General features: G+C 39.8%; 16 protein-coding genes and 1 riboswitch. Of the genes, 15 read left to right on the top strand and 1 reads right to left on the bottom strand.

Translation table 11 applies throughout. The features are described from left to right. Positions 1 to 307: 307 nt before the first annotated feature. Positions 308 to 490, top strand: a riboswitch (cobalamin riboswitch). Positions 491 to 713: 223 nt separating this feature from the next. From C7Y47_RS13290 to C7Y47_RS13230, 14 genes are all read left to right on the top strand, one after another. Next, the gene (locus tag C7Y47_RS13290) at positions 714 to 1,679 is read left to right on the top strand and encodes an ABC transporter substrate-binding protein (protein ID WP_142509214.1); all 966 of its coding nucleotides are present in this window, start codon (positions 714 to 716) and stop codon (positions 1,677 to 1,679) included. Continuing rightward, positions 1,676 to 2,677, top strand: coding sequence for a FecCD family ABC transporter permease (locus tag C7Y47_RS13285; protein WP_142509213.1), 1,002 nt, complete (start codon positions 1,676 to 1,678; stop codon positions 2,675 to 2,677). The genes C7Y47_RS13290 and C7Y47_RS13285 overlap by 4 nt, the downstream gene beginning before the upstream one ends. Then, a complete protein-coding gene (locus C7Y47_RS13280) occupies positions 2,674 to 4,149 on the top strand; it encodes an adenosylcobinamide amidohydrolase (protein ID WP_142509212.1) in 1,476 nt (491 codons plus the stop codon). Before C7Y47_RS13285 ends, C7Y47_RS13280 begins: the two co-directional genes overlap by 4 nt. A gap of 90 nt (positions 4,150 to 4,239) precedes the next feature. Then, the gene (locus C7Y47_RS13275) at positions 4,240 to 4,803 is read left to right on the top strand and encodes a cob(I)yrinic acid a,c-diamide adenosyltransferase (protein WP_142509211.1); all 564 of its coding nucleotides are present in this window, start codon (positions 4,240 to 4,242) and stop codon (positions 4,801 to 4,803) included. A gap of 479 nt (positions 4,804 to 5,282) precedes the next feature. After that, on the top strand, positions 5,283 to 7,505 hold the full coding sequence (locus C7Y47_RS13270) for a heterodisulfide reductase-related iron-sulfur binding cluster (RefSeq protein WP_142509210.1): 2,223 nt from the start codon (positions 5,283 to 5,285) through the stop codon (positions 7,503 to 7,505). Between the two features lie 200 nt (positions 7,506 to 7,705). Continuing rightward, complete coding sequence (locus C7Y47_RS13265) at positions 7,706 to 8,911, top strand: acetyl-CoA C-acetyltransferase (RefSeq protein ID WP_142509209.1); 1,206 nt, start codon at positions 7,706 to 7,708, stop codon at positions 8,909 to 8,911. Then, entirely contained in the window at positions 8,911 to 9,762 is an 852-nt protein-coding gene (locus C7Y47_RS13260) for a 3-hydroxybutyryl-CoA dehydrogenase (protein ID WP_142509232.1), read from the top strand. Before C7Y47_RS13265 ends, C7Y47_RS13260 begins: the two co-directional genes overlap by 1 nt. A gap of 70 nt (positions 9,763 to 9,832) precedes the next feature. Continuing rightward, positions 9,833 to 10,969: an acyl-CoA dehydrogenase gene (locus tag C7Y47_RS13255; RefSeq protein ID WP_142509208.1), complete on the top strand. Its 1,137-nt coding sequence runs from the start codon at positions 9,833 to 9,835 to the stop codon at positions 10,967 to 10,969. Positions 10,970 to 11,213: 244 nt separating this feature from the next. Then, positions 11,214 to 12,350 carry an acyl-CoA dehydrogenase gene (locus tag C7Y47_RS13250; protein ID WP_142509207.1) on the top strand — a complete coding sequence of 379 codons (1,137 nt, stop codon included), beginning with the start codon at positions 11,214 to 11,216 and terminating at the stop codon, positions 12,348 to 12,350. A gap of 3 nt (positions 12,351 to 12,353) precedes the next feature. Beyond that, positions 12,354 to 12,989: a TetR/AcrR family transcriptional regulator gene (locus C7Y47_RS13245; protein WP_142509206.1), complete on the top strand. Its 636-nt coding sequence runs from the start codon at positions 12,354 to 12,356 to the stop codon at positions 12,987 to 12,989. A 781-nt stretch (positions 12,990 to 13,770) separates the two neighbouring features. Then, positions 13,771 to 17,019, top strand: a complete 3,249-nt coding sequence (gene icmF / locus C7Y47_RS13240) for a fused isobutyryl-CoA mutase/GTPase IcmF (RefSeq protein WP_142509205.1) — start codon at positions 13,771 to 13,773, stop codon at positions 17,017 to 17,019. A 135-nt stretch (positions 17,020 to 17,154) separates the two neighbouring features. Beyond that, complete coding sequence (locus C7Y47_RS24945; RefSeq protein WP_185903488.1) at positions 17,155 to 17,316, top strand: hypothetical protein; 162 nt, start codon at positions 17,155 to 17,157, stop codon at positions 17,314 to 17,316. Between the two features lie 150 nt (positions 17,317 to 17,466). Continuing rightward, the gene (gene rpoE, locus C7Y47_RS13235; protein WP_142509204.1) at positions 17,467 to 18,006 is read left to right on the top strand and encodes a DNA-directed RNA polymerase subunit delta; all 540 of its coding nucleotides are present in this window, start codon (positions 17,467 to 17,469) and stop codon (positions 18,004 to 18,006) included. A gap of 567 nt (positions 18,007 to 18,573) precedes the next feature. Then, positions 18,574 to 20,166 (top strand): CTP synthase, encoded by a 1,593-nt coding sequence (locus C7Y47_RS13230; protein ID WP_142509203.1) that lies wholly within the window; start codon positions 18,574 to 18,576, stop codon positions 20,164 to 20,166. A 184-nt stretch (positions 20,167 to 20,350) separates the two neighbouring features. On the opposite strand, the gene C7Y47_RS13225 is transcribed toward C7Y47_RS13230, so the two are convergent. Further along, a complete protein-coding gene (locus C7Y47_RS13225) occupies positions 20,351 to 20,881 on the bottom strand; it encodes a DUF2529 family protein (protein ID WP_142509202.1) in 531 nt (176 codons plus the stop codon). A gap of 155 nt (positions 20,882 to 21,036) precedes the next feature. Between C7Y47_RS13225 and C7Y47_RS13220 the strand changes: the two genes are divergently transcribed. Then, entirely contained in the window at positions 21,037 to 21,393 is a 357-nt protein-coding gene (locus C7Y47_RS13220) for a response regulator (RefSeq protein ID WP_132360320.1), read from the top strand. Positions 21,394 to 21,710 lie beyond the last annotated feature (317 nt).

The raw sequence follows: 21,710 nt of genomic DNA, 5'->3' as shown, positions 1-21,710 counted from the left end.
CGGCAGGTGTCCAAACACCTGCTGAAATAGAGGAACTCAGTCTAAGAACGCCACGTCCTGTGGCGACTACTGAGTGACCAACATCACGTTGGCCCAAAGCCTCTGGCGAATGTCACGGAATCGGAAAGAAGTTCACATAGGATGTTAGCCTAAAATCATCGCATCCATGCGATAACGGCTAACTGACCTGCATCACGCAGGCCTAAGCACAAAGCCGATCCCGGACGCAATTATGCCAAGGTATAATTGATTGTTTAGGAGTCGTCTCGAATGGAGGCGACTTCTTTTATTTTCATGTATAATAAAATCAACTGAATATTATAAAGGTTCTTTACTTAAGTAAAGTGAAAAGGGAAATCGGTGTAATTCCGATGCGGTCCCGCCACTGTATGTGTGAGTTTTTTCAATCTGCGCCACTGAAAATTTCGGGAAGGCTTGAAAAAGCGTATGGAGCACGAGCCAGGAGACCTGCCTTTATAGAAAACACGTTGTAGCCTACGAGGATAGGATGGTGGATTTTGTATATGTATTTTTGTGCAAATTTGACCCCCTCATTATTTTATGATGAGGGGTATTTGTTTTGGAAGATGAATGTCGATAAATTTGACAACATGGGCGATAAATCCAAAATGTTAAGCGATCAAAAACTAAAACGTATCGATAAATCAAAAAAACAATAAAAACTACGCACAAATAGACTAAGGAGGATTCACATGAAGAAAATTTGGAAAATAGGGTTATCAGCATTTTTAGCTATAGGCTTACTTGCTGCATGTAATACAAAAGAGGCGACAAATGAAAAGCCGTCATCTTCTGAGCAACAAGAGACAACAAAAGTAGAACAAGCAACATTCCCAATGACGATAACGGATGCTACTGGCAAGGATATTACGCTAAAGGCACCTCCTGAAAAAATTGTCTCACTCATTCCGAGTAACACAGAAATTTTATTTGGCCTTGGCTTAAATAATGAAATAGTTGGTGTGACAGATAATGACGATTATCCACCAGAGGTTACTAAAAAAGAAAAGGTTGGCGGTATGGATTATAATATTGAAAAAATTATTGCTTTAACGCCAGATATCGTTTTTGCGCATGCGTCGGGTATGGGTTATTCAAAAGGAGCTATTGAACAGCTTGAGGCGGCAGGTGTAAAAGTATTTGTAGTAGCGGATGCAAAAAACTTTAATGAAACTTACACAACAATTGAACAGCTTGGTCGTGCAACAGGAAAACTAGAAGAGGCTAAAAAAATTGTTGCAAATATGAAGGCAAAAGTTAAAGAAGTTGAAACAAAACTTGACGGTGTTGAGGCGAAAAAAGTCTTTGTAGAGTCGTCTGATGAGCCAGAAATTTATACAGCTGGTAAAGGTACATTTATGAATGAAATGCTAGAAATGATTCATGCCGAGAATGTGGCAGCAGATTCAAATAGCTGGTATAAAATTGATGCTGAACAAATTATCGCAAAAAATCCAGATGTCATTGTTGTGGCATATAATTACGTACCTGATATTTTAACGAAAATTCCACAACGTGCAGGCTTTGAGACAATCTCTGCCGTGAAAAATAAAGCCATAGTACAAGTGGATGAAAATATAACAAGTCGTCAAGGTCCTCGTTTAGCAGATGGTCTTGAGGAATTAGCGAAGGCTGTCTACCCTGAGGCGTTTAAATGAATAAAAAAATTGTAGCCTATGTAACAGCAATTACGCTTCTAATCATTAGCATCTGGTGTGGTGTGGCGATAGGCTCGGTTCATATTCCGCTAGAAGTATTGTGGAATAAGGCGGCTGATGAAACAGCCGCCAATATTTTATGGAAAATTCGATTACCTCGAGTTTTGCTTGCAGGGCTTGTAGGGGCGTCACTTGCAATTGCAGGGGCAGCTTTTCAAGGCTTATTAAAAAACCCTTTGGCTGACCCTTATACGTTAGGTGTTTCCTCTGGTGCATCAGTTGGCGCAGTTATGACGATTTTTTTTAGTATATCAATACCTGTAGTAGGTCATTTTACATTGCCGACCTTTAGTATGATAGGTGCCATATTAACGATGGTAGCTGTTATGGGCTTTGCTAGAATAGTAGACCGCTCGTTAAAAATGGAAACTCTTATTTTAACGGGGGTTATATTTAGTTCATTTTTAGGTTCCTTGATTTCTTTAATGATTGCATTATCTGGTGAAGAGCTTCGCCAAGTTATCGGATGGCTGCTTGGCTCAGTATCGATGCGTGGTTGGCCTTATGTTCAGATGATTATCCCGTTTGTCATAATTGGCACCATTATGCTTTGGACACAAAGACGCGAGTTAAATGTTCTGCTATATGGTGAAGAACGCGCGAAGCATTTAGGTGTTCATGTTAAGCGCAGTAAATATATTATTTTAGTGGGTGGATCAATGTTGACAGGAGCTGCGGTAGCTGTTTCTGGAACGATTGGCTTTGTTGGTTTAGTCGTTCCTCATATGACGAGAATGGTTTGGGGTTCTGATCACCGACACTTATTGCCATTGTCATTTTTAAATGGGGCAACTTTGCTAATTATTTGTGATTTAATAGCGCGAACAATTATTATGCCAAGAGAGCTACCGATTGGTGTCATTACTGCATTTATTGGGGCACCCGTTTTTTCCTATATTTTTTACAAGCAACGTAGAAGCAAGGGGGTACGGGCATGATTGTTGTTGAACATCTTTCCGGTGGCTATGAAGACGTACCTATCGTCCAGGATATAAGTTTTTCAGTTGAAAAAGGCAAAATACTAGGGATCTTAGGGCCGAATGGTAGCGGGAAATCCACACTGTTAAAAGTAATAAGTGGTATTCTACCAGCAAGTGCAGGCATTGTATTAGTAGATGGTAAAAGTAGCAGCTCTTACAATGCTCGTGCATTAGCAAAAAAAATGGCGGTGCTACCACAATTACATGCTAATGCTTTTTCAAATAGTGTACGGGAGGCAGTATCACTTGGGCGTTATCCACATCAAACAGGCTTCTTTTCAAGCTGGACTGATCGCGATGAACAAGCAGTCCAACATGCCATGATGCAAACTGGTGTGAAACGCTATGAACAGACACCGATGGAATTTTTGTCGGGCGGTGAGCAGCAAAGAGTTTTTGTAGCCCAAGCTCTTGCACAAACAGCTGAAATATTGCTGCTAGATGAGCCAACGAACCATCTAGATATTGCTCATCAACGTCAAATTTTAGATATGGTGCGAAAGGAAGCAATTGAAAGTGGTTTGACCGTTATTATGGTACTGCATGATATGAATTTAGCCTCCCTCTATTGTGATGAATTATTGCTAATGGAGGAAGGTCGGATGCGAGCATTGGGGGCGCCGCATGAAGTATTAATCGCTTCGCAAATCGAAGACGTCTATCAGGCCCGAGTTGTAACTTACGCACATCCAGAAATTCCAAAGCCTCAAATTACCATGATGCCAGCCTCAGTTGAACAGCAGCAGCGTGCTGTCATTACAAAAGAAAATTTCACTGTTACAGATCGTTATATTAAGCTTCAATCAGAGTTTCCGTTAAAAACAGTGTCCTCAGCTGTCCATAATCCGGGTATTGGTTGGTATGATTGTCTGTTAAATCGCTCTGTACCAATAGATTATGTCATTAGTGATGTTAAGAAAGAGGTCGCTGGATTTTTACTAAAAGATCATTTCTCATCTACAAGTACCGTCGTCATGTTAACAGCTGTCCCAACAAATCTTGTAGCTATAAATGAATTTAAAGCTTCCTTTGGTAGTGTCCTTGTTGCTGTTACGGCCGGAGTTGGCAATGCAGTTGATGTGTCTCGTACACATGACAGACAAGATGAACCACATATTGGTACTATAAATACATGGGTTATTGTTAATGGTTGTTTATCAGAAGAAGCGTTTTTCCAAGCAATGATGACGGCTACCGAGGCGAAAACAAAGGCATTGCAATCGGAAAATATTCGCGATGAACTTAGTGGTACAATTGCGACAGGTACTGCTACGGATAGTTTATTAATTGCAGCTACACAAAAAGGGGGAGAAATGCTGTATGGAGGTCCCATTACTGATGTAGGTAAGATTATCGGTAAAGGTGTTTTTGAAACAACTGTACAGGCAATAAAAAATTATCTTCATTCAACAGATACTCCTGCTGAATGAAGATAATGCCTCCGAACGCATTGTTTATCTGTGCGACAGCGGCAATTACGTCAAGGCGAAATTATAAAATAACTTTAGGAGATGAGAGAAATGAAGCTTTACACGAAAACAGGCGATACAGGGAAAACAAGTCTTATCGGTGGACGCGTTGATAAGGATAGCTTACGCGTTGAAACATATGGGGCCATTGATGAATTAAATTCTTTTATTGGTAAGGCTGTCAGTGAACTAGATCGTGAATTATTTAAGGATATTTTAATTGATTTAGAAACAATTCAACATGAGCTTTTCGATGCGGGTGGCGATCTTGCTAACGTCATGAAGGAACGTCATTATAAGCTAACAGAGCAGCCAATCGATGTGTTGGAAACGCGTATTGATGCATTATCAGATGAAGCACCGCCGTTACAGCGTTTTATTTTACCAGGTGGTGCACCAGCAGCTGCAACCTTACACATTGCTCGCACAGTAGCACGTCGAGCAGAGCGTCAAATGGTAACGCTTATGAAGGAAATTGAAGATGTACCGACAATTGTACAAAAATATTTAAACCGTCTATCTGACTATTTATTTGCAGCTGCAAGGGTTGTTAATTTTAGATTAAATGTCGCGGATGTTGAATATATTCGAAGCGGCAATGTTTTTAAAAAATAATTACCTAAAGTTGTGGTTATTGAGATGCATTCATTTTTCGATTAGTACTTTGAAGATTTATCGGAACAAAATCTCATTTTATCGGAACAATTTTAACTTTTATCTGAATAATTTCAGTTTTTATCAACTAAGGGTGATATGAGACCACGAGCAGAGAAACGAAAGGCTAAAGGCATCACGTTGAAATAAAATAACTACTTTGAAATCTAGCGCACTAAAAAAAGTCGATTTGTCATCAAAAACATGATGCAAATCGGCTTTTTGATTATCTATATTCTCATTAAAAATTTAGGGTGGTATTTTTTCTAGTAAAATGTAAGAATATAAAATTATCAGAAATATTTCTGTTTTATGTTGACTGAATGCTCACTCATTTATTAGAATAGGGATATAATGATGGAATGGCGTACATTTACGTATGAGCTAGCAAATTTATCACAAAGAGAGAAAGTTCGACAAACTAAAGGGGGGGACCAACCATGAGTCCATTAGTAATTGCAAACATTGTTCTAACAGTCGTGGTTGTGCTTTATGCAGTAGGATTGTTCTTCTATCTGTTAAAAACACGCTATAAGTTTGTACAATTGGGGAAAAAGATTGAATTTGATGAAAGTGTTAAAGAACGAATTCGTTATCTTATGGTCAATGTACTTGGCCAAAACAAGCTATTAAAAGATCCAAAGAGTGGTTTAATTCATGTCATGTTCTTCTATGGATTTTTGATGGTGCAGCTAGGTGCCATTGATTTAATTTGGAAGGGGTTAGTACCTGGATCACATTTACCGCTCGGTGTTTTCTACAGTGTGTTTACATTTTTCCAAGAGCTTGTGGTATTAATGATTTTAGTGGCGGTTGTGTGGGCATTTTACCGACGCTATGTAGAAAAGCTAGTACGTCTAAAACGAGGCTGGAAAAATGGTCTTGTCTTAATTTTCATTGGTGGGTTAATGGTATCCACATTACTTGCAAATGGTATGGGAATAATTTGGCATGGTGAAGGACTAACTTATACAGAGCCAGTTGCTTCTGGCATTGCTGCTATTTTTAGTTTCTTACCAGCAGCAGCAGCGACTGTTGTTTTCTATGTAATGTGGTGGGCACACTTATTAATTCTTTTGACATTCTTAGTGTATGTACCACAATCGAAGCACTTCCACTTGATTGTAAGCCCGATTAATGTGTACATGAATCGTTTAGATCGTACAGGTACTTTAACACCGATCGACTTTGAGGCATTAGAAAATGCTGAAGATGAGGAGGATATTCCGGCAATTGGTGTTGGACGTATTCAAGATTTTACACAAAAACAAATGTTAGATTTATATTCCTGTGTAGAGTGCGGACGCTGTACAAATATGTGTCCAGCATCAGGAACAGGGAAAATGCTATCTCCAATGGATTTAATCGTGAAGCTTCGTGATCATTTAACATTTACAGGTGCTGTTGTAACAAAGCAAAAGCCATGGGTTCCTTATCAATTCTTTGCTAATACAAAGGGGAATCAGCTAGCGATGGCAGCTGGTGCTGAGGGGGCAGTCATTGAAGATATCTACAGCCCTTCTTTAATTGGCGATGTTATTACAGAATCTGAGATTTGGGCATGTACAACTTGCCGTAACTGTGAAGATCAATGTCCTGTTATGAACGAGCATGTCGATAAAATTATTGATTTACGCCGTTACTTAACGATGACTGAAGGAAAAGTGAACCCTGATGCGCAACGCGCGATGACAAATATCGAGCGTCAAGGCAATCCTTGGGGCTTAAATCGTAAAGAAAAAGAAAATTGGCGTAATCTCGATCCAACAATTCATATTCCAACAGTGAAAGAGCTGAAAAAATCAGGCGAGGAAATGGAATATTTATTCTGGGTAGGTTCCATGGGGGCATTTGATAACCGCTCGCAAAAAATTGCATTAGCCTTCTGTCGTTTATTAAACGAGGCGGGTGTGAAGTTTGCAATTTTAGGAAATAAAGAGAAAAACTCAGGGGACACTCCTCGTCGTTTAGGAAATGAATTTTTATTCCAAGAGCTGGCAACAGCAAATATTGATGAATTTGAGAAAAACGACGTGAAGAAAATCGTTACGATTGACCCGCACGCTTACAATATCTTTAAAAATGAATACCAAGACTTTGGCTGGAAGGGCGAGGTCTATCACCATACTGAACTATTGAATCAATTGATTGAAGAAAATCGTCTTGCGTTAAATTACGAAGTTCATGAAACGATTGTTTTCCACGATTCTTGTTATTTAGGCCGTTATAACGATGTATATGATGCACCACGCGAGATATTACGTGGCATCCCGGGCGTTAAGCTTGTGGAAATGGAGCGTAATCGTGAAACGGCAATGTGCTGCGGCGCAGGTGGCGGTTTAATGTGGATGGAAGAGCATGTCGGCAACCGTATTAATGTAGCACGAACAGAACAAGCTTTAGCAACTGATGCATCTGTTATCTCTTCTGGATGTCCTTACTGCTTAACAATGCTTGAGGATGGAACAAAGGCAAAAGAGGTTGAGGATTCAATCGGTACATTCGATGTTGCAGAACTATTAGAGCGTTCTGTATTTGGTGAAAAAGTGAAAGCTGTCGAGGAATCTGTTGGAGAAGCAGCGGATGTAATGGCTGAAGAAGTAGTAGCTTCTATGGACAGTGTCGAACAAAACGAAAATACAGAAACGAACGCAGAAAAATGATGGCTATTGCAGAAATATTTTAGTTGTCTGAAAAATATAAATTGCACAATAAATAATTGTTTTGTAGAATAAGATTAAATGGAGATGGGAGTTGAACTATAAACTCCCATTTTTCATAGCTAGAGGTCGAGCGAGCGTTCAGTCAACATAGAAGCTTCCAATACTTCTTCTGGAAACGTAAAACAAAAGGGGTGTTTTACTTGAATAGAGCTGTAATTTTAGCAGGAGCAAGAACTGCATTTGGTAAGTTTGGAGGTTCACTATCAGCATTAAGTGCAAGTGACTTAGGTGCAATCGCCATAAAGGGGGCACTTGAGAAAGCGAATATCTCGCCTGATGAAGTGAATGAAGTAATTTTAGGCTCCGTTTTACAAGGGGGACAGGGCCAAATTCCCTCAAGGCAGGCTGCGATCAAAGCAAATTTACCAATAGCAGTGAAAACAGAAACGATTAACAAGGTTTGTGCGTCAGGGATGCGTGCTGTAACACTAGCAGATCAGCTAATTCGATTAGGGGACGAAGAAGTAATGATCGCTGGTGGTATGGAGTCCATGTCCAATGCACCGTATTATCTACAAAATGGTCGAACAGGCTTACGCATGGGCGACTCAACAATGGTGGATGGCATGCTATATGATGGCTTAACATGTGCTTTTAATAAGGCAAGGCCGCATATGGGAAGCTACGGTAATACAACGGCGAAAGAATATTCGTTAAGCCGTGAGGAGCAGGATGCTTGGTCGGTTCGCAGTCATGAACGTGCACTAGCAGCAATTGAAAAAGGTTACTTTGCTGAAGAAATCGTGCCTGTGGAAATTCCACAACGTAAGGGAGAACCGCTTCAAGTCGATACAGACGAGGCACCAAGGGCTGGTACATCAATGGAGGTACTTGCAAAACTCAAACCAGCCTTTGACAAGGATGGAACAATTACAGCAGGTAATGCACCTGGCGTTAACGATGGTGCATGTGCCTTAGTAGTAATGAGTGAGGAACGTGCAACTCGTGAAGGCAGAGAGCCACTTGCGGTTATTATCGGCCATGAAGAGGTTGCTATTGAGCCAGAGAACTTCCCACAAACACCAGGGCTTGTCATTAACAAATTACTGAAAAAGACGGGGAAATCATTAGCTGACATTGACTTGATCGAAATCAATGAAGCATTTGCAGCTGTAGCTCTTGTTAGCAAGCAGTTGGCGGATTTAGATGCTGAAAAGGTCAATGTTAACGGTGGTGCAGTTGCACTAGGTCATCCAATCGGAGCATCTGGAGCACGCATTATTTTAACACTTGCTCATGAATTAAAGCGCCGTGGCGGTGGTATCGGAATTGCTGCTATCTGCTCAGGTGGAGGGCAAGGCGATGCAATTATGATTGAAGTACCGAAAACAGGGGGACATGAATGATGGGAATTCAAAAAGTAATGGTTATTGGTGCTGGGCAAATGGGCTCCGGCATTGCACAAGTTTGTGCACAAGCTGGTTATGATGTCAAACTGAACGACATGAAGCAAGAATTTTTCGAACGTGGTTTGGGAGTCATTACGAAAAACCTGACACGTGATGTCGAAAAGGGTCGTAAAACTGAGGAAGAGAAGGCAGCCATTCTAGGTCGTATTAATATGTCACTAGATTTACAGGATGCTAGTGATGTAGATATTATCATCGAGGCAGCAGTGGAAAATATGGAAGTAAAACAATCCATCTTTAAGCAAATTGATCAGATAGCACCGGCACATGCCATTTTAGCTACGAATACATCATCTTTACCAATTACGGAAATTGCAGCTGTAACAAATCGTCCAGAGCAAGTAATTGGTATGCACTTTATGAATCCGGTACCTGTTATGAAGCTAGTAGAAATTATTAGAGGGTTAGCTACAAGTGATGAAGTCTACAAAGCGGTTGAAGACATGACAGTAAAATTATCAAAAACGCCAGTGGAAGTAAATGACTTCCCAGGCTTTATTTCGAATCGTATTTTATTACCAATGATTAATGAAGCGATCTACGCATTGTATGAGGGTGTAGCATCGAAAGAAGCTATTGATGATGTAATGAAGCTCGGAATGAATCATCCGATGGGGCCATTAACATTAGCAGATTTCATTGGTCTTGATACATGTCTATCCATCATGGAGATTTTACATGAGGGCTTAGGTGATAGTAAATATAGACCTTGTCCATTGCTTCGTAAATATGTGGCAGCAGGATGGCTAGGTAAAAAATCTGGAAGAGGCTTTTACGTTTACGAATAATCCTATGGGGATGGGATTATTCACAACGAAGTGTAATGCTACGGGACAACTTACAGGGGTGACATTATAGATGCATTTACAATTTACAGATGAACAAATAATGATGCGTGATATGGTTCGTAATTTCGCTCAGGATAAAATCGAACCGTGGGTAGAACGAATGGAGGCAGGAGAGTTTCCGCGTAAGCTCCTTGCACAAATGGGAGAATTAGGTTTAATGGGGATTACGGCGCCTGAGGAATTAGGCGGCTCAGCGATGGATTTTACATCGTACATAATTGCTATCAATGAACTATCGAAGGTTAGCGCAGTAATGGGGGTTATTTTATCTGTGCATACTTCGGTTGGAACAAATCCCATTATTTATTTCGGCAACGATGAACAAAAGAAACGTTATGTTCCAAAGCTTGCTGCAGGTGAATATTTAGGGGCATTTTGTTTAACGGAGCCTAGCGCTGGTTCAGATGCTGGCTCTTTACAATCCAAAGCGGTGCGAGATGGAGATGAATATGTCATCAACGGTTCCAAGGTGTTTATTACAAACGGTGGAGAAGCGGATGTTTATATTGTCTTTGCCTCAACGAAACCTACTGAAAAAACACATGGTATTTCAGCATTTATTGTTGAAAAAGGAACTCAGGGCTTAATCGTAGGTAAAGATGAACATAAAATGGGCTTACACGGCTCACGTACAGTTCAACTAACATTCGACAACTGTCGCATTCCAGCCGCAAACCTTCTTGGGGAGGAAGGGGAAGGCTTTAAAATTGCAATGGCCAATTTAGATGTTGGACGTATTGGAATCGCAGCACAAGCTCTAGGTATTGCTGAAGCAGCGCTAGAGGCAGCCACTGCATATGCCAAAGAACGTGTTCAATTTGGAAAGCCTATTGCAGCGCAACAAGGTGTTGGCTTCAAGCTTGCTGATATGGCGACTGCTGTAGAAGCAGTGAAATTATTAGTCTATCGGGCAGCGGATTTACGCACAAAAGGGTTACCGTGTGGAGCGGAGGCCTCGATGGCAAAACTTTTTGCCTCTCGTACAGCAGTGCAAACAGCGCTAGACGCTATACAGATTTTTGGTGGCTATGGCTATACAAAAGATTATCCAGTAGAGCGTTATTTCCGAGATGCAAAAGTGACAGAAATATACGAGGGTACAAGTGAAATTCAAAAGCTAGTCATTAGTAAACATTTACTTAAATAAGGTTTGATGTTTGTTGCATTGTTGATTTTTCAAGGATGATGTCGGATGTCGATTGCTAAAATAAAACGCTCGGGTAACCTGGAAAACCGATCAGGTCATGCAATGAATCGCCTAGGTACCTCGAAGAACGGATCAGGTAACCAAAATTTGCTCAGTTTCTCGAAGCAATATAGCAGGAACATTATCAAAAATTGAAATCAACAATATAGCACTAATAGAGTCTAACGAAAAGGGGAAATGGACAATGAACTTTCAATTATCAGAAGAGCATGAGCAATTACGCGAAATGATTCGTGATTTCGCTATTAATGAAGTAGCACCAACAGCAGCTGAACGTGACGAGAACGAAGAATTTGACCGTGCAATTTTCGATAAAATGGCGGAGCTAGGGTTAACAGGTATTCCATGGCCAGAAGAATACGGTGGTGCAGGCTTTGATTATCTTGCATATGTCATTGCTGTAGAAGAATTATCACGTGTATGTGCCTCAACAGGGGTAACTTTATCAGCACATACTTCACTTGCTGGATGGCCGATTTTTAAATTCGGTACGGAAGAACAAAAACAAAAATATCTTCGTCCAATGGCAGAAGGTAAACATATCGGTGCATATGGCTTAACAGAGCCAGGATCAGGCTCTGATGCTGGTGGCATGAGAACATATGCAAAACTTGATGGTGATGATTATATTTTAAACGGCTCGAAGATTTTCATTACCAATGGTGGAGTAGCAGATACATATGTTGTATTTGCAGTAACAGATCCAGAAGCTAAACATGGCACAACTGCTTTTATCGTTGAAGCTGGCTTTGAAGGTTTCTCGGTAGGGAAGAAGGAGAAAAAACTAGGAATTCGTTCATCTCCTACAACTGAAATTATTTTTGATAACTGTCGCGTTCCGAAAGAAAACATGCTTGGAGCTGAGGGAGAAGGCTTTAAAATTGCGATGACAACACTTGATGGAGGACGTAATGGTATTGCGGCACAAGCTGTAGGGATTGCACAAGGCGCATTGGATGCAGCGGTTGAATACGGTAAAGAGCGCGTGCAATTTGGTAAACCGATTACTGCTAACCAAGGTGTCTCCTTTAAACTAGCGGATATGGCAACTCAAATTGAAGCATCTCGACTGCTTACATACCAAGCGGCTTGGTTGGAATCAAATGGTCTACCTTATGGTAAAGCATCTGCAATGGCAAAATTAATGGCTGGCGATACTGCGATGAATGTAACGACTGAGGCGGTTCAAGTCTTTGGTGGGTATGGATATACGAAAGATTATCCTGTTGAGCGCTTCATGCGTGATGCAAAAATCACACAAATTTATGAAGGTACACAAGAGATTCAACGACTTGTTATCTCTCGTATGTTGACAAAATAACGTATGACAGAAAGAGATAAAAGACCCCAAGTACAGTCGACGGTAAAAGATGAAAATCTCATCGCCATTCGTCGAGAACAAATGATAGAGGGAGCCATTAAATTATTTAAAGAAAAAGGTTTTCATCGTGCTACCACGAGAGAAATCGCAAAAGCTGCAGGCTTTAGTATCGGAACATTATATGAATATATTCGTACTAAGGAAGATGTCCTTTATCTTGTATGTGATAGTATTTATCACCAGGCGATGGAGCGACTTTCAAGTTATGAGATTAAGGCAGGAACTATAGAAGAGTTAAAGGAAATGATTCGAGAGTATTTCTTGCAAATTGATAGTATGGTTGATGAGATGACAATCATGTATCAGGAAACTAAATCATTATCAAAAGAAGCACAACGCTATGTATTTAGTAAAGAGTTTGAAATGGTTGGTACTTTTGAGCGATTACTACAACGCTGTGTGCAATCAGGTGAAATAACGATGACGGATCAACAAATTCACTTGGCAGCAAATAACTTAGTCGTTTCTGGACAAAGCTGGGCATTCCGTAAATGGGCGCTCCATCGTCAGCACTCTATTGACGAATTTATTGAAATGCAAATAACATTGTTTATTTCAGGCATAAAGGGGTTCAAATAAGTTCCGTAAAGGGGTTGTCGGTAATTGCATAGTGCGACATTGCAATTACCGACTTTTTTTATCTTCATCCAGCAGTTGACGCCGATCTTTGAAGGTGAGGAGATAAATGCCGATGTGGATCCTTTTCATTGGGTGTCCAAACACCTACTGAAATAGAGGAACTCAGTCTAAGAACGCCACGTCCTATGGCAACGACTGAGTGACCAACATCATGTTGGCCTAAAGCCTCCGGCGGATGGCACGGATTTTGAAAGGAATGACTTGTGCCCGCACATTTCAAAATCCGGACGCAATTACGCCAAGGCGAAATTGATGTATAAAAAAGCTCATCACCAAAAGTAGGGGATAGTTTTTGGTAAAAACGTATGCGATGTAAATAAGTTGATTGGAGTGGAGACTGGGCGACTTCTCGGGGATCAGCGATAGAGGAACGAATGCTAAAAGCATCACATCCTGTGATAACGCCTTCGTGATCAACATCGTGTTGGCCCTAGACCCTGCAGCGTTGCGGATGTTTTCTGTGCGAAAGCGAAGTGTTAAAGTAGCGGCAGCAAATGTTTTGACTGTGCGAAAGCGAAGCGACAGCAACAAATGTTTTCTGTAGCGAAAGCGAAGCGGCAGCAACAAATGTTTTCTGTGCGAAAGCGAAGCGACAGCAACAAATGTTTTCTGTGCGAAAGCGAAGCGACAGCAACAAAGCGCCCAGTCGGAACGGAAATCAACCCCACGTTATGAAGATGAGCAGATAAAGAACATTAAGGGGAGAAAGTGGGGATTTCATATGACAAAGGTAGAAGTATATCGTCCAAAAAATCACGTACGTTTTGTTACAGCATCGAGTCTTTTTGATGGACATGATGCTTCGGTTAACATTATGCGACGTATTTTACAATCAAGCGGTGTAGAGGTAATCCATTTAGGACATAATCGCTCCGTGGAAGAAGTCGTAAATGCTGCGATACAAGAGGATGCTCAAGGCATTGCGATATCTTCTTATCAAGGCGGACATATGGAATACTTTAAATATATGTATGATTTGTTGCGTGAAAAAGGGGCGCCACATATTAAAATTTATGGTGGCGGCGGTGGTGTTATTTTACCACGTGAAATTAAAGAGCTACATGCTTACGGGATTGCAGGGATTTTCTCGCCGGAGGATGGTCGTGTCTTAGGGTTACAAGGGATGATTAATGAGAAAATTAAAGGGACTGATTTCCCAACTGCTACAGGTAACTATCAAGAAAAGTTGGATGCCATAACGACAGAAACACCAGAAATATTAGCAAATTTAATAACTGCTGCTGAGTCGAATGATGATGAAGAAACGAAAAAGATGCTAGAAGAAGCTCGCAAACGCTCAAAAGGAACACCTGTATTAGGTATTACAGGAACAGGTGGTGCGGGTAAATCTTCCTTAACGGATGAATTAATTCGTCGTTTCCTAAAGGAGTTTCCGGATAAACGCGTAGCTATTCTTTCTGTCGATCCGACAAAGCAAAAAACAGGTGGGGCTTTACTTGGTGACCGAATTCGTATGAATGCGATTTTTAATAATCGAGTATATATGCGTAGTTTAGCAACTCGTGGATCTCGTACAGAGCTTACGGCTTCAATTGGGGACGTGCTAGATGTAGCGCGTGTAGCGGGCTATGATTTAATCATTGTTGAAACAAGCGGTATTGGCCAAGGTGATGCCGAGATTACAAAATACACGGATCTATCCATGTACGTTATGACAAGTGAGTTTGGTGCTCCAACACAGCTTGAGAAAATTGATATGATTGATTTTGCGGATGTAATCGCCATCAATAAATTTGAACGCAAAGGCTCTGAGGATGCGCTACGTCAAGTGCAGAAGCAATATCAACGTTCACGTGAGCTTTGGGATGAATCACTTGATAATATGCCTGTGTACGGTACGATTGCCAGTCAATTTAATGATAAAGGAACGAATGCTTTATTTGCTGCATTAATAAATATCATTAATATGAAGACAGGAAGTAATTGGGAAACGGGATATGAGCAATTTGCGAAAACGCAAAAGCAAGATGTTATCATTCCAAACAATCGTCGTTATTATTTACGAGAACTGACAGATACTGTGCGTGGCTATCATAAAAAATCAGAGCAACAGGTAGAATTTGCTCGTCGTCTATTCCAATTAGAGGGAGCTATTGCAGCGGTTAAGGAAAAAGCGCCAAATGATGCACTTATCGCATCTCTCACTTCTTTAGCAGAAGGCGTTAGAGATGAATTAACGGCTGAGTCTAAACGTATATTGGACAATTGGCATGCTTTAAAAGAAGCGTATGCAGGAGACGAATTTGTCACGAAAGTTCGTGATAAAGAAATTCGAACAATTTTAAAGACAATAAGCCTTTCAGGTACAAAAATACCTAAAGTTGCCTTGCCGAAATTCGTAGATTATGGTGAAATTTTACGCTGGGTTTATAGAGAAAATGTACCTGGTGAATTCCCGTATACAGCGGGGGTATTCCAATTTAAACGTGAAGGTGAAGATCCGAAGCGACAATTTGCTGGTGAAGGAACGCCTGAGCGTACGAATAAACGATTCCATTATTTATCGAAAGATGATGATGCAAAACGTTTATCAACAGCATTTGATTCAGTAACGTTATACGGAGAGGATCCAGATTACCGACCAGATATTTATGGAAAGGTTGGAGAATCGGGTGTTTCAATTTGTACGCTAGAGGATATGAAAAAGCTTTATGCAGGCTTTGATTTATGTGCACCATCAACTTCAGTATCAATGACAATTAACGGTCCAGCACCGGTTATTTTGGCGATGTTCATGAACACGGCTATTGATCAGCAAGTGAAACTACGTGAGGGAGAACTTGGTCGACCTTTATCAGTAGAAGAATTTACGGAGACACGAGAGAAAACATTACAGGTTGTACGTGGAACCGTGCAAGCAGATATTTTAAAAGAAGACCAAGGGCAAAATACATGCATTTTCTCAACAGAGTTTGCGTTACGAATGATGGGAGATATTCAGCAATACTTTATCGATCATAAAGTTCGTAATTATTACTCAGTATCTATTTCTGGGTACCATATTGCCGAAGCTGGTGCGAACCCAATATCACAATTGGCCTTCACATTAGCAAATGGCTTTACGTATGTGGAATATTATTTAAGTCGAGGAATGAATATTGACGACTTTGCGCCAAATCTATCATTCTTCTTCTCTAACGGACTTGATCCAGAGTACACGGTTATTGGACGTGTAGCCCGTCGTATTTGGGCAGTTGTAATGCGTGATAAGTACGGCGCCAATGAACGAGCACAAAAATTAAAATATCATATCCAAACATCTGGACGCAGTTTGCATGCACAGGAGATTGATTTTAATGATATCCGCACAACGTTACAGGCGTTAATGGCATTACAGGATAACTGTAATTCATTGCATACAAATGCATATGATGAGGCCATTACTACGCCTACGGAAGAATCTGTACGTCGTGCAATGGCTATTCAAATGATTATTACGAAGGAACATGGCTTAGCGAAAAACGAAAATCCATTACAAGGGGCGTTTATCGTAGAAGAGTTAACAGACCTTGTAGAAGAAGCGGTACTTGAAGAGTTTGATCGTATCAATGATCGTGGTGGCGTACTAGGTGCAATGGAAACACAATATCAACGTGGTAAAATTCAAGAGGAATCTATGCACTACGAGATGCTAAAGCATTCAGGTGAGTTACCAATCATTGGTGTAAACACATACTTAAATCCGAATCCACCTTCAGAAGATGACATTAACAATATGGAAATTGCGCGTGCATCGACGGAAGAAAAAGAGACGCAAATTCATAATTTACAAGCCTTCTGGAAGCAACATGAAGGAGAGAACGAAGCGGCTCTTGCTCGTTTACAACAAGTAGCTGTAAACAACGGTAATATTTTCGCGGAGCTTATGGAAACTGTCAAAGTCGCTAGCTTAGGGCAAATCACAAATGCTTTATACGAGGTAGGCGGACAATATCGTCGTAATATGTAACGATCTTCTTGCTGTATAACAATTATTCCATTTTGTACAAAATGTTGGTGTAGTTGTAAGTGTCTAGTCTTAGGATTAGGCACTTCTTTTTATTTCCGTTATAATAGAAATGTAAAAAAAGGGGAGGCGCAATAGATGATGAAATCGGCAATTAACTACATCATTATTTTAGCTTTGGTGGTAGGAGTTATTTTCCTGTATGATAAGCAAATTGGCGCTGTTCCTTTACTATTATTATCTGTCTATTTGTTTTACATGGGGATAAAAAAAATGCGTGATATAAAAAACAGTAATTGAAGCTAGCAATGAGGATAATACTTTGTATATAATGGGTATTATGCTTATGATGGGAAGTTACTTTTGTGCGGCCTTTTTTTGCTGCGCTCCGAAAATAAAGCTATATGAATTTTAAAACGTCCATTGTGATGAGAGAAAGGAAGTGCACGAATGAATTTTCGTGAAATGACAAAAGAACAATTAGCGGAAGAATCGTTAATTAACTTAGCTTATGCAATTTTAAATGAAAAACGTGCCTCAGTGTCTTTTAATGATTTATTAACAATAATGCAAGAGCTTGTGGGCTATAGTGATGAAGAAATGAAAGCCCGCCTACTACAATTTTACACAGATTTAAATGTAGAAGGCCGCTTCTTATTTAATCAAGAAACAGGCTGGGGCTTACGTGAATGGTATAAAGTTGAACAGATTGAAGAAGAAACAGCTCCATCTGTTAAAACTCATAAGAAAAAATCTAAAGCTGCCGTTGAAGAAGAAGATGATTTAGATGAAGATCTAGATGAAGAAGATATTGACTTCGATGAAGATTATGAAGAATTCGTTGAAGAAGAAGATGATCTAGATGAAGAAGAAGCTGATAAAGAAGATATCGATTTTGAAGAAGAAGATATAGAGGACATCGATGAAGAAATCGACGAGGACTTTACTGATGAAGATGAAGAAGAATTTGAAGAAGAGGACGAAATCTAACTTATTTCAGCAAACAACTTCTGAAATAAGCCGATTCCGGACGTAATTATGCCGACGCATAATCGATGATAATTACTCTTTGAAATTTTCTTTCTTTTATCCTTGTAGTAAAAAATCTTGACTTCTATCGCGGTTCCGTTTAATCTTTTACTTGGGCTCCTTAATTAAAGGAGAAAGACCGTGTATGTAATACGCTCCCCCTGCAAACCTATGCAGGAGGAGCGTTTTTTTATTTTTTTAACTATATTCAGTCAAGTTCTCCCATGTTTATAGCTACGGAATGAATATAAATGCTCTAAATTATTCATGATGTATAATAATCGGTGACTGCGTATATGTTAGGATGATTTTTTTAAAAGGAAAGTAGAAAAGAGATAGAAACGATTACAGCTTCGAATCGACTACAATTTTGTAGGCATTCTCGGCTTTTCTTATTTTAGGGATAAGAAATATCAATTTCTTAGGCCGTAGAGACATTTGCACCAATGCTCAAGATTACTTAGCTTAGGGCGTGAATGCACTTTTCTTACTAGTAATTTCTAGAACAACATAAGGAGGAATTTTTTCATGACGAAGTATATTTTTGTAACAGGTGGGGTTGTGTCTTCACTTGGAAAAGGGATTGTAGCAGCATCTCTAGGTCGTTTATTAAAAAATCGTGGATTAGAAGTAACGATTCAAAAATTTGACCCATATATCAATATTGACCCAGGTACAATGAGTCCTTATCAGCATGGTGAGGTTTTCGTAACAGATGATGGCGCAGAAGCTGACTTAGACTTAGGTCACTACGAACGTTTCATAGATATTAACCTAGGAAAACATTCTACAGTAACATCAGGACGTGTTTATCAGTCTGTATTACAAAAAGAACGCCGCGGTGATTACAACGGTGGAACAGTACAAGTAATTCCTCACATTACAAATGAAATCAAAGATCGTATTCAACGAGCTGGTCGCGAAACAAATGCGGACGTAGTTATTACAGAAGTAGGCGGAACAGTTGGGGATATTGAGTCATTACCATTCCTTGAAGCAATTCGCCAAATGAAAACGAATTTAGGTCATAACAATGTGATGTATGTTCACTGTACGCTTATTCCTTATATTAAAGCTGCGGGTGAGCTAAAAACAAAACCAACTCAGCATTCTGTAAAAGAATTACGTTCTTTAGGTATTCAACCAAATATTATCGTTGTACGCACAGAGCAAGAAGTGCCACAGGATATGAAAGAAAAATTAGCTTTATTCTGTGATGTTCAGCCACACGAAATTATCGAATCTCGTGATGCAGAACATTTATATGAAGTACCACTAAACCTTCATGCACAAGATATCGATGATATCGTGCTTGACCATTTTGGCATTGAAGCTCCAGAGGCGGATATGGAAGAATGGCGCGAGCTTGTAGCAAAAGTGAAGAGCTTACCAAATAAACGAAAAGTAGCATTAGTAGGAAAATATGTAGAGCTACAAGATGCTTACATTTCTGTTGTAGAGGCATTAAAGCATGCAGGCTATGCATTTAATTCTGATATTGAGATTGACTGGATCAATGCAGAACACGTGAATGCTGACAATGTTGTTTCACTATTAAAAGGTGCTGACGCAATTTTAGTTCCAGGCGGCTTCGGTGATCGTGGAGTTGAAGGTAAAATTTTAGCGACACAATATGCTCGTGAAAATAATGTACCATTCTTAGGTATTTGCCTAGGTATGCAACTTGCAACAGTGGAATTTGCTCGTAACGTACTTGGTTTACAAGGAGCACATTCTACAGAGCTTGATCCAGAAACAGAATATCCTATTATCGATTTCCTACCAGATCAAAACGACAGTGTAGACATCGGTGGTACATTACGTTTAGGTTTATATCCATGTAAGTTAAAAGAAGGCTCAAAGGCAATCCAAGCCTATGGTCAAGAACTTGTTTATGAACGTCACCGCCATCGTTATGAATTTAACAATGAATATCGTGAGGCGATGGAAGCTGAAGGTCTTGTCTTCTCAGGTACAAGTCCTAACGGTAAATTAGTGGAAATTATCGAGTTACCAGAAAATAATTTCTTCGTAGCATGTCAATTCCACCCAGAGTTGGTATCACGACCAAACCGTCCACAGCCATTGTTCCGTGATTTTATCGGAGCAACATTTAAATAATGAAAAAAGAGTTGTCTCAAGTGCTGAGACAACTCTTTTTTTGATAGAGAGAACTTGTTTCTCGATAAAAGTCCAAAATGTTTCGATAAAATGAGATTTTGTTTCCATAAAAGCTCAAATAGTTTCAATAAAGAGCGATTTTGTTTCGATAAATCTTCAAAGCATTTCTGTAATGTTAGATTCTTTACAACTCTTCGTCATCAAGGCCAAGCATTTCATCATACGCAATTTTTACTGCTTCATAAACAAAAAGGGCAGCAATAGCATGTGGCACGACTATGCGCTTGCCTAAATCGTTCGGTAATAAACCACCGCGCATGCGTGTTGAAATATACGTATACGCTAAATCTGCTAATGGATTTTCAGAGTTATCAACTTCGCTAGCAACTGCTGCAAATGGAATAAACTGATTATTTAATTGCTGTGCTAAGGCTAATGCATCCTCATCGTGTGCACTACGTGTAAAAATGCATACACGATCAGCCTCGGTGATCACTGTATCTTTTGTCCAAGGGACTAACTTGGTAAAACGTTCAACAGCTTGGCATGCATTTAATTCGACAACTTGCATTTCGCCAAAACATGCGAAATAGACATTGCCTTCACCAATACCCGCTTGTGCAAGTAATCGCGCTGTTTCTTCAATAGCTTCCTCTTCAGTTTGTGTTATTCTTTGTAACAATCCACTTAATTGTGTTGTTAGAATTTTTGACATGATCCCACCTCAATCAATATTATAGGTATGATAAGAGTATAAAGCAAAAGCAGATAATTTATAATACTAGAAGGTATTAAGAGGTTAAAGGAGAATAATACATAATATAGGAAGTTTTGTGTAAGAATAATAACTCAAAAAGGGCGGAATGAAATGTGAAACGATTACTAATTGTCGATGATCAACCAGGAATTCGTTTGCTTTTAAATGAAGTGTTGAAAAAAGAAGGTTATGTTACATATTTAGCTGCAAATGGTATGGAAGCGCTGAAATATGCTGAGGAGGAAATGGATTGTGTCTTATTAGACATGAAAATTCCAGGGATGGATGGCATAGAAATTTTAAAGCGCTTAAAAGAGAAGTGGCCACAACTTCCAGTATTCATGATGACTGCATATGGTGAATTGGACGTTGTACAGGAGGCATTAGATTTAGGAGCAATCCGATATTTTACTAAGCCTTTTGATATTTTTGAAGTGCGAGATGAAGTGAATAAAACATTAAAAGTATAGAAAAACAGGCAGTGGTCAACACCGCCTGTTTTTCATGATTGTTATAAGATTTTTAGTAATTTTCTACCGTTTTATATTCACTAGCTGCCAAAATATATAAGTCATCACCATAACATTCGCTTACGTGCAGAAAAGAAGACGCTGTCGCGTAGAAAATAACAGCCTCTGCTTTTCAGAGGCTGAAACCTTCGTTCCGTTACACTACACTACGGTTGTGCACTGCCGCTGCGTTCTACTTCGCTTACGTGCAGAAAAGAAGGCGCTGTCGCTACGTTGCACTCCGCTTTCGCGTAGAAAATAACAGCCTCTGCTTTTCA

The sequence above is a fragment of the Lysinibacillus sphaericus genome (assembly GCF_006864135.1).
Classification (GTDB): Bacteria; Bacillota; Bacilli; order Bacillales_A; family Planococcaceae; genus Lysinibacillus.
Note: the sequence above shows the minus strand (reverse complement) of the source record. Positions and strands in the feature narration are given on the sequence as shown.

What these genes read in the sequence shown, in the direction of transcription:
- C7Y47_RS13290 (WP_142509214.1), top strand. Translation starts at nt 714, where the DNA reads ATGAAGAAAATTTGGAAAATAGGGTTATCAGCATTTTTAGCTATAGGC.
- C7Y47_RS13285 (WP_142509213.1), top strand. Translation starts at nt 1,676, where the DNA reads ATGAATAAAAAAATTGTAGCCTATGTAACAGCAATTACGCTTCTAATC.
- C7Y47_RS13280 (WP_142509212.1), top strand. Translation starts at nt 2,674, where the DNA reads ATGATTGTTGTTGAACATCTTTCCGGTGGCTATGAAGACGTACCTATC.
- C7Y47_RS13275 (WP_142509211.1), top strand. Translation starts at nt 4,240, where the DNA reads ATGAAGCTTTACACGAAAACAGGCGATACAGGGAAAACAAGTCTTATC.
- C7Y47_RS13270 (WP_142509210.1), top strand. Translation starts at nt 5,283, where the DNA reads ATGAGTCCATTAGTAATTGCAAACATTGTTCTAACAGTCGTGGTTGTG.
- C7Y47_RS13260 (WP_142509232.1), top strand. Translation starts at nt 8,911, where the DNA reads ATGGGAATTCAAAAAGTAATGGTTATTGGTGCTGGGCAAATGGGCTCC.
- C7Y47_RS13255 (WP_142509208.1), top strand. Translation starts at nt 9,833, where the DNA reads ATGCATTTACAATTTACAGATGAACAAATAATGATGCGTGATATGGTT.
- C7Y47_RS13250 (WP_142509207.1), top strand. Translation starts at nt 11,214, where the DNA reads ATGAACTTTCAATTATCAGAAGAGCATGAGCAATTACGCGAAATGATT.
- C7Y47_RS13245 (WP_142509206.1), top strand. Translation starts at nt 12,354, where the DNA reads ATGACAGAAAGAGATAAAAGACCCCAAGTACAGTCGACGGTAAAAGAT.
- icmF (WP_142509205.1), top strand. Translation starts at nt 13,771, where the DNA reads ATGACAAAGGTAGAAGTATATCGTCCAAAAAATCACGTACGTTTTGTT.
- C7Y47_RS24945 (WP_185903488.1), top strand. Translation starts at nt 17,155, where the DNA reads ATGATGAAATCGGCAATTAACTACATCATTATTTTAGCTTTGGTGGTA.
- rpoE (WP_142509204.1), top strand. Translation starts at nt 17,467, where the DNA reads ATGAATTTTCGTGAAATGACAAAAGAACAATTAGCGGAAGAATCGTTA.
- C7Y47_RS13230 (WP_142509203.1), top strand. Translation starts at nt 18,574, where the DNA reads ATGACGAAGTATATTTTTGTAACAGGTGGGGTTGTGTCTTCACTTGGA.
- C7Y47_RS13225 (WP_142509202.1), bottom strand. Translation starts at nt 20,881, where the DNA reads ATGTCAAAAATTCTAACAACACAATTAAGTGGATTGTTACAAAGAATA.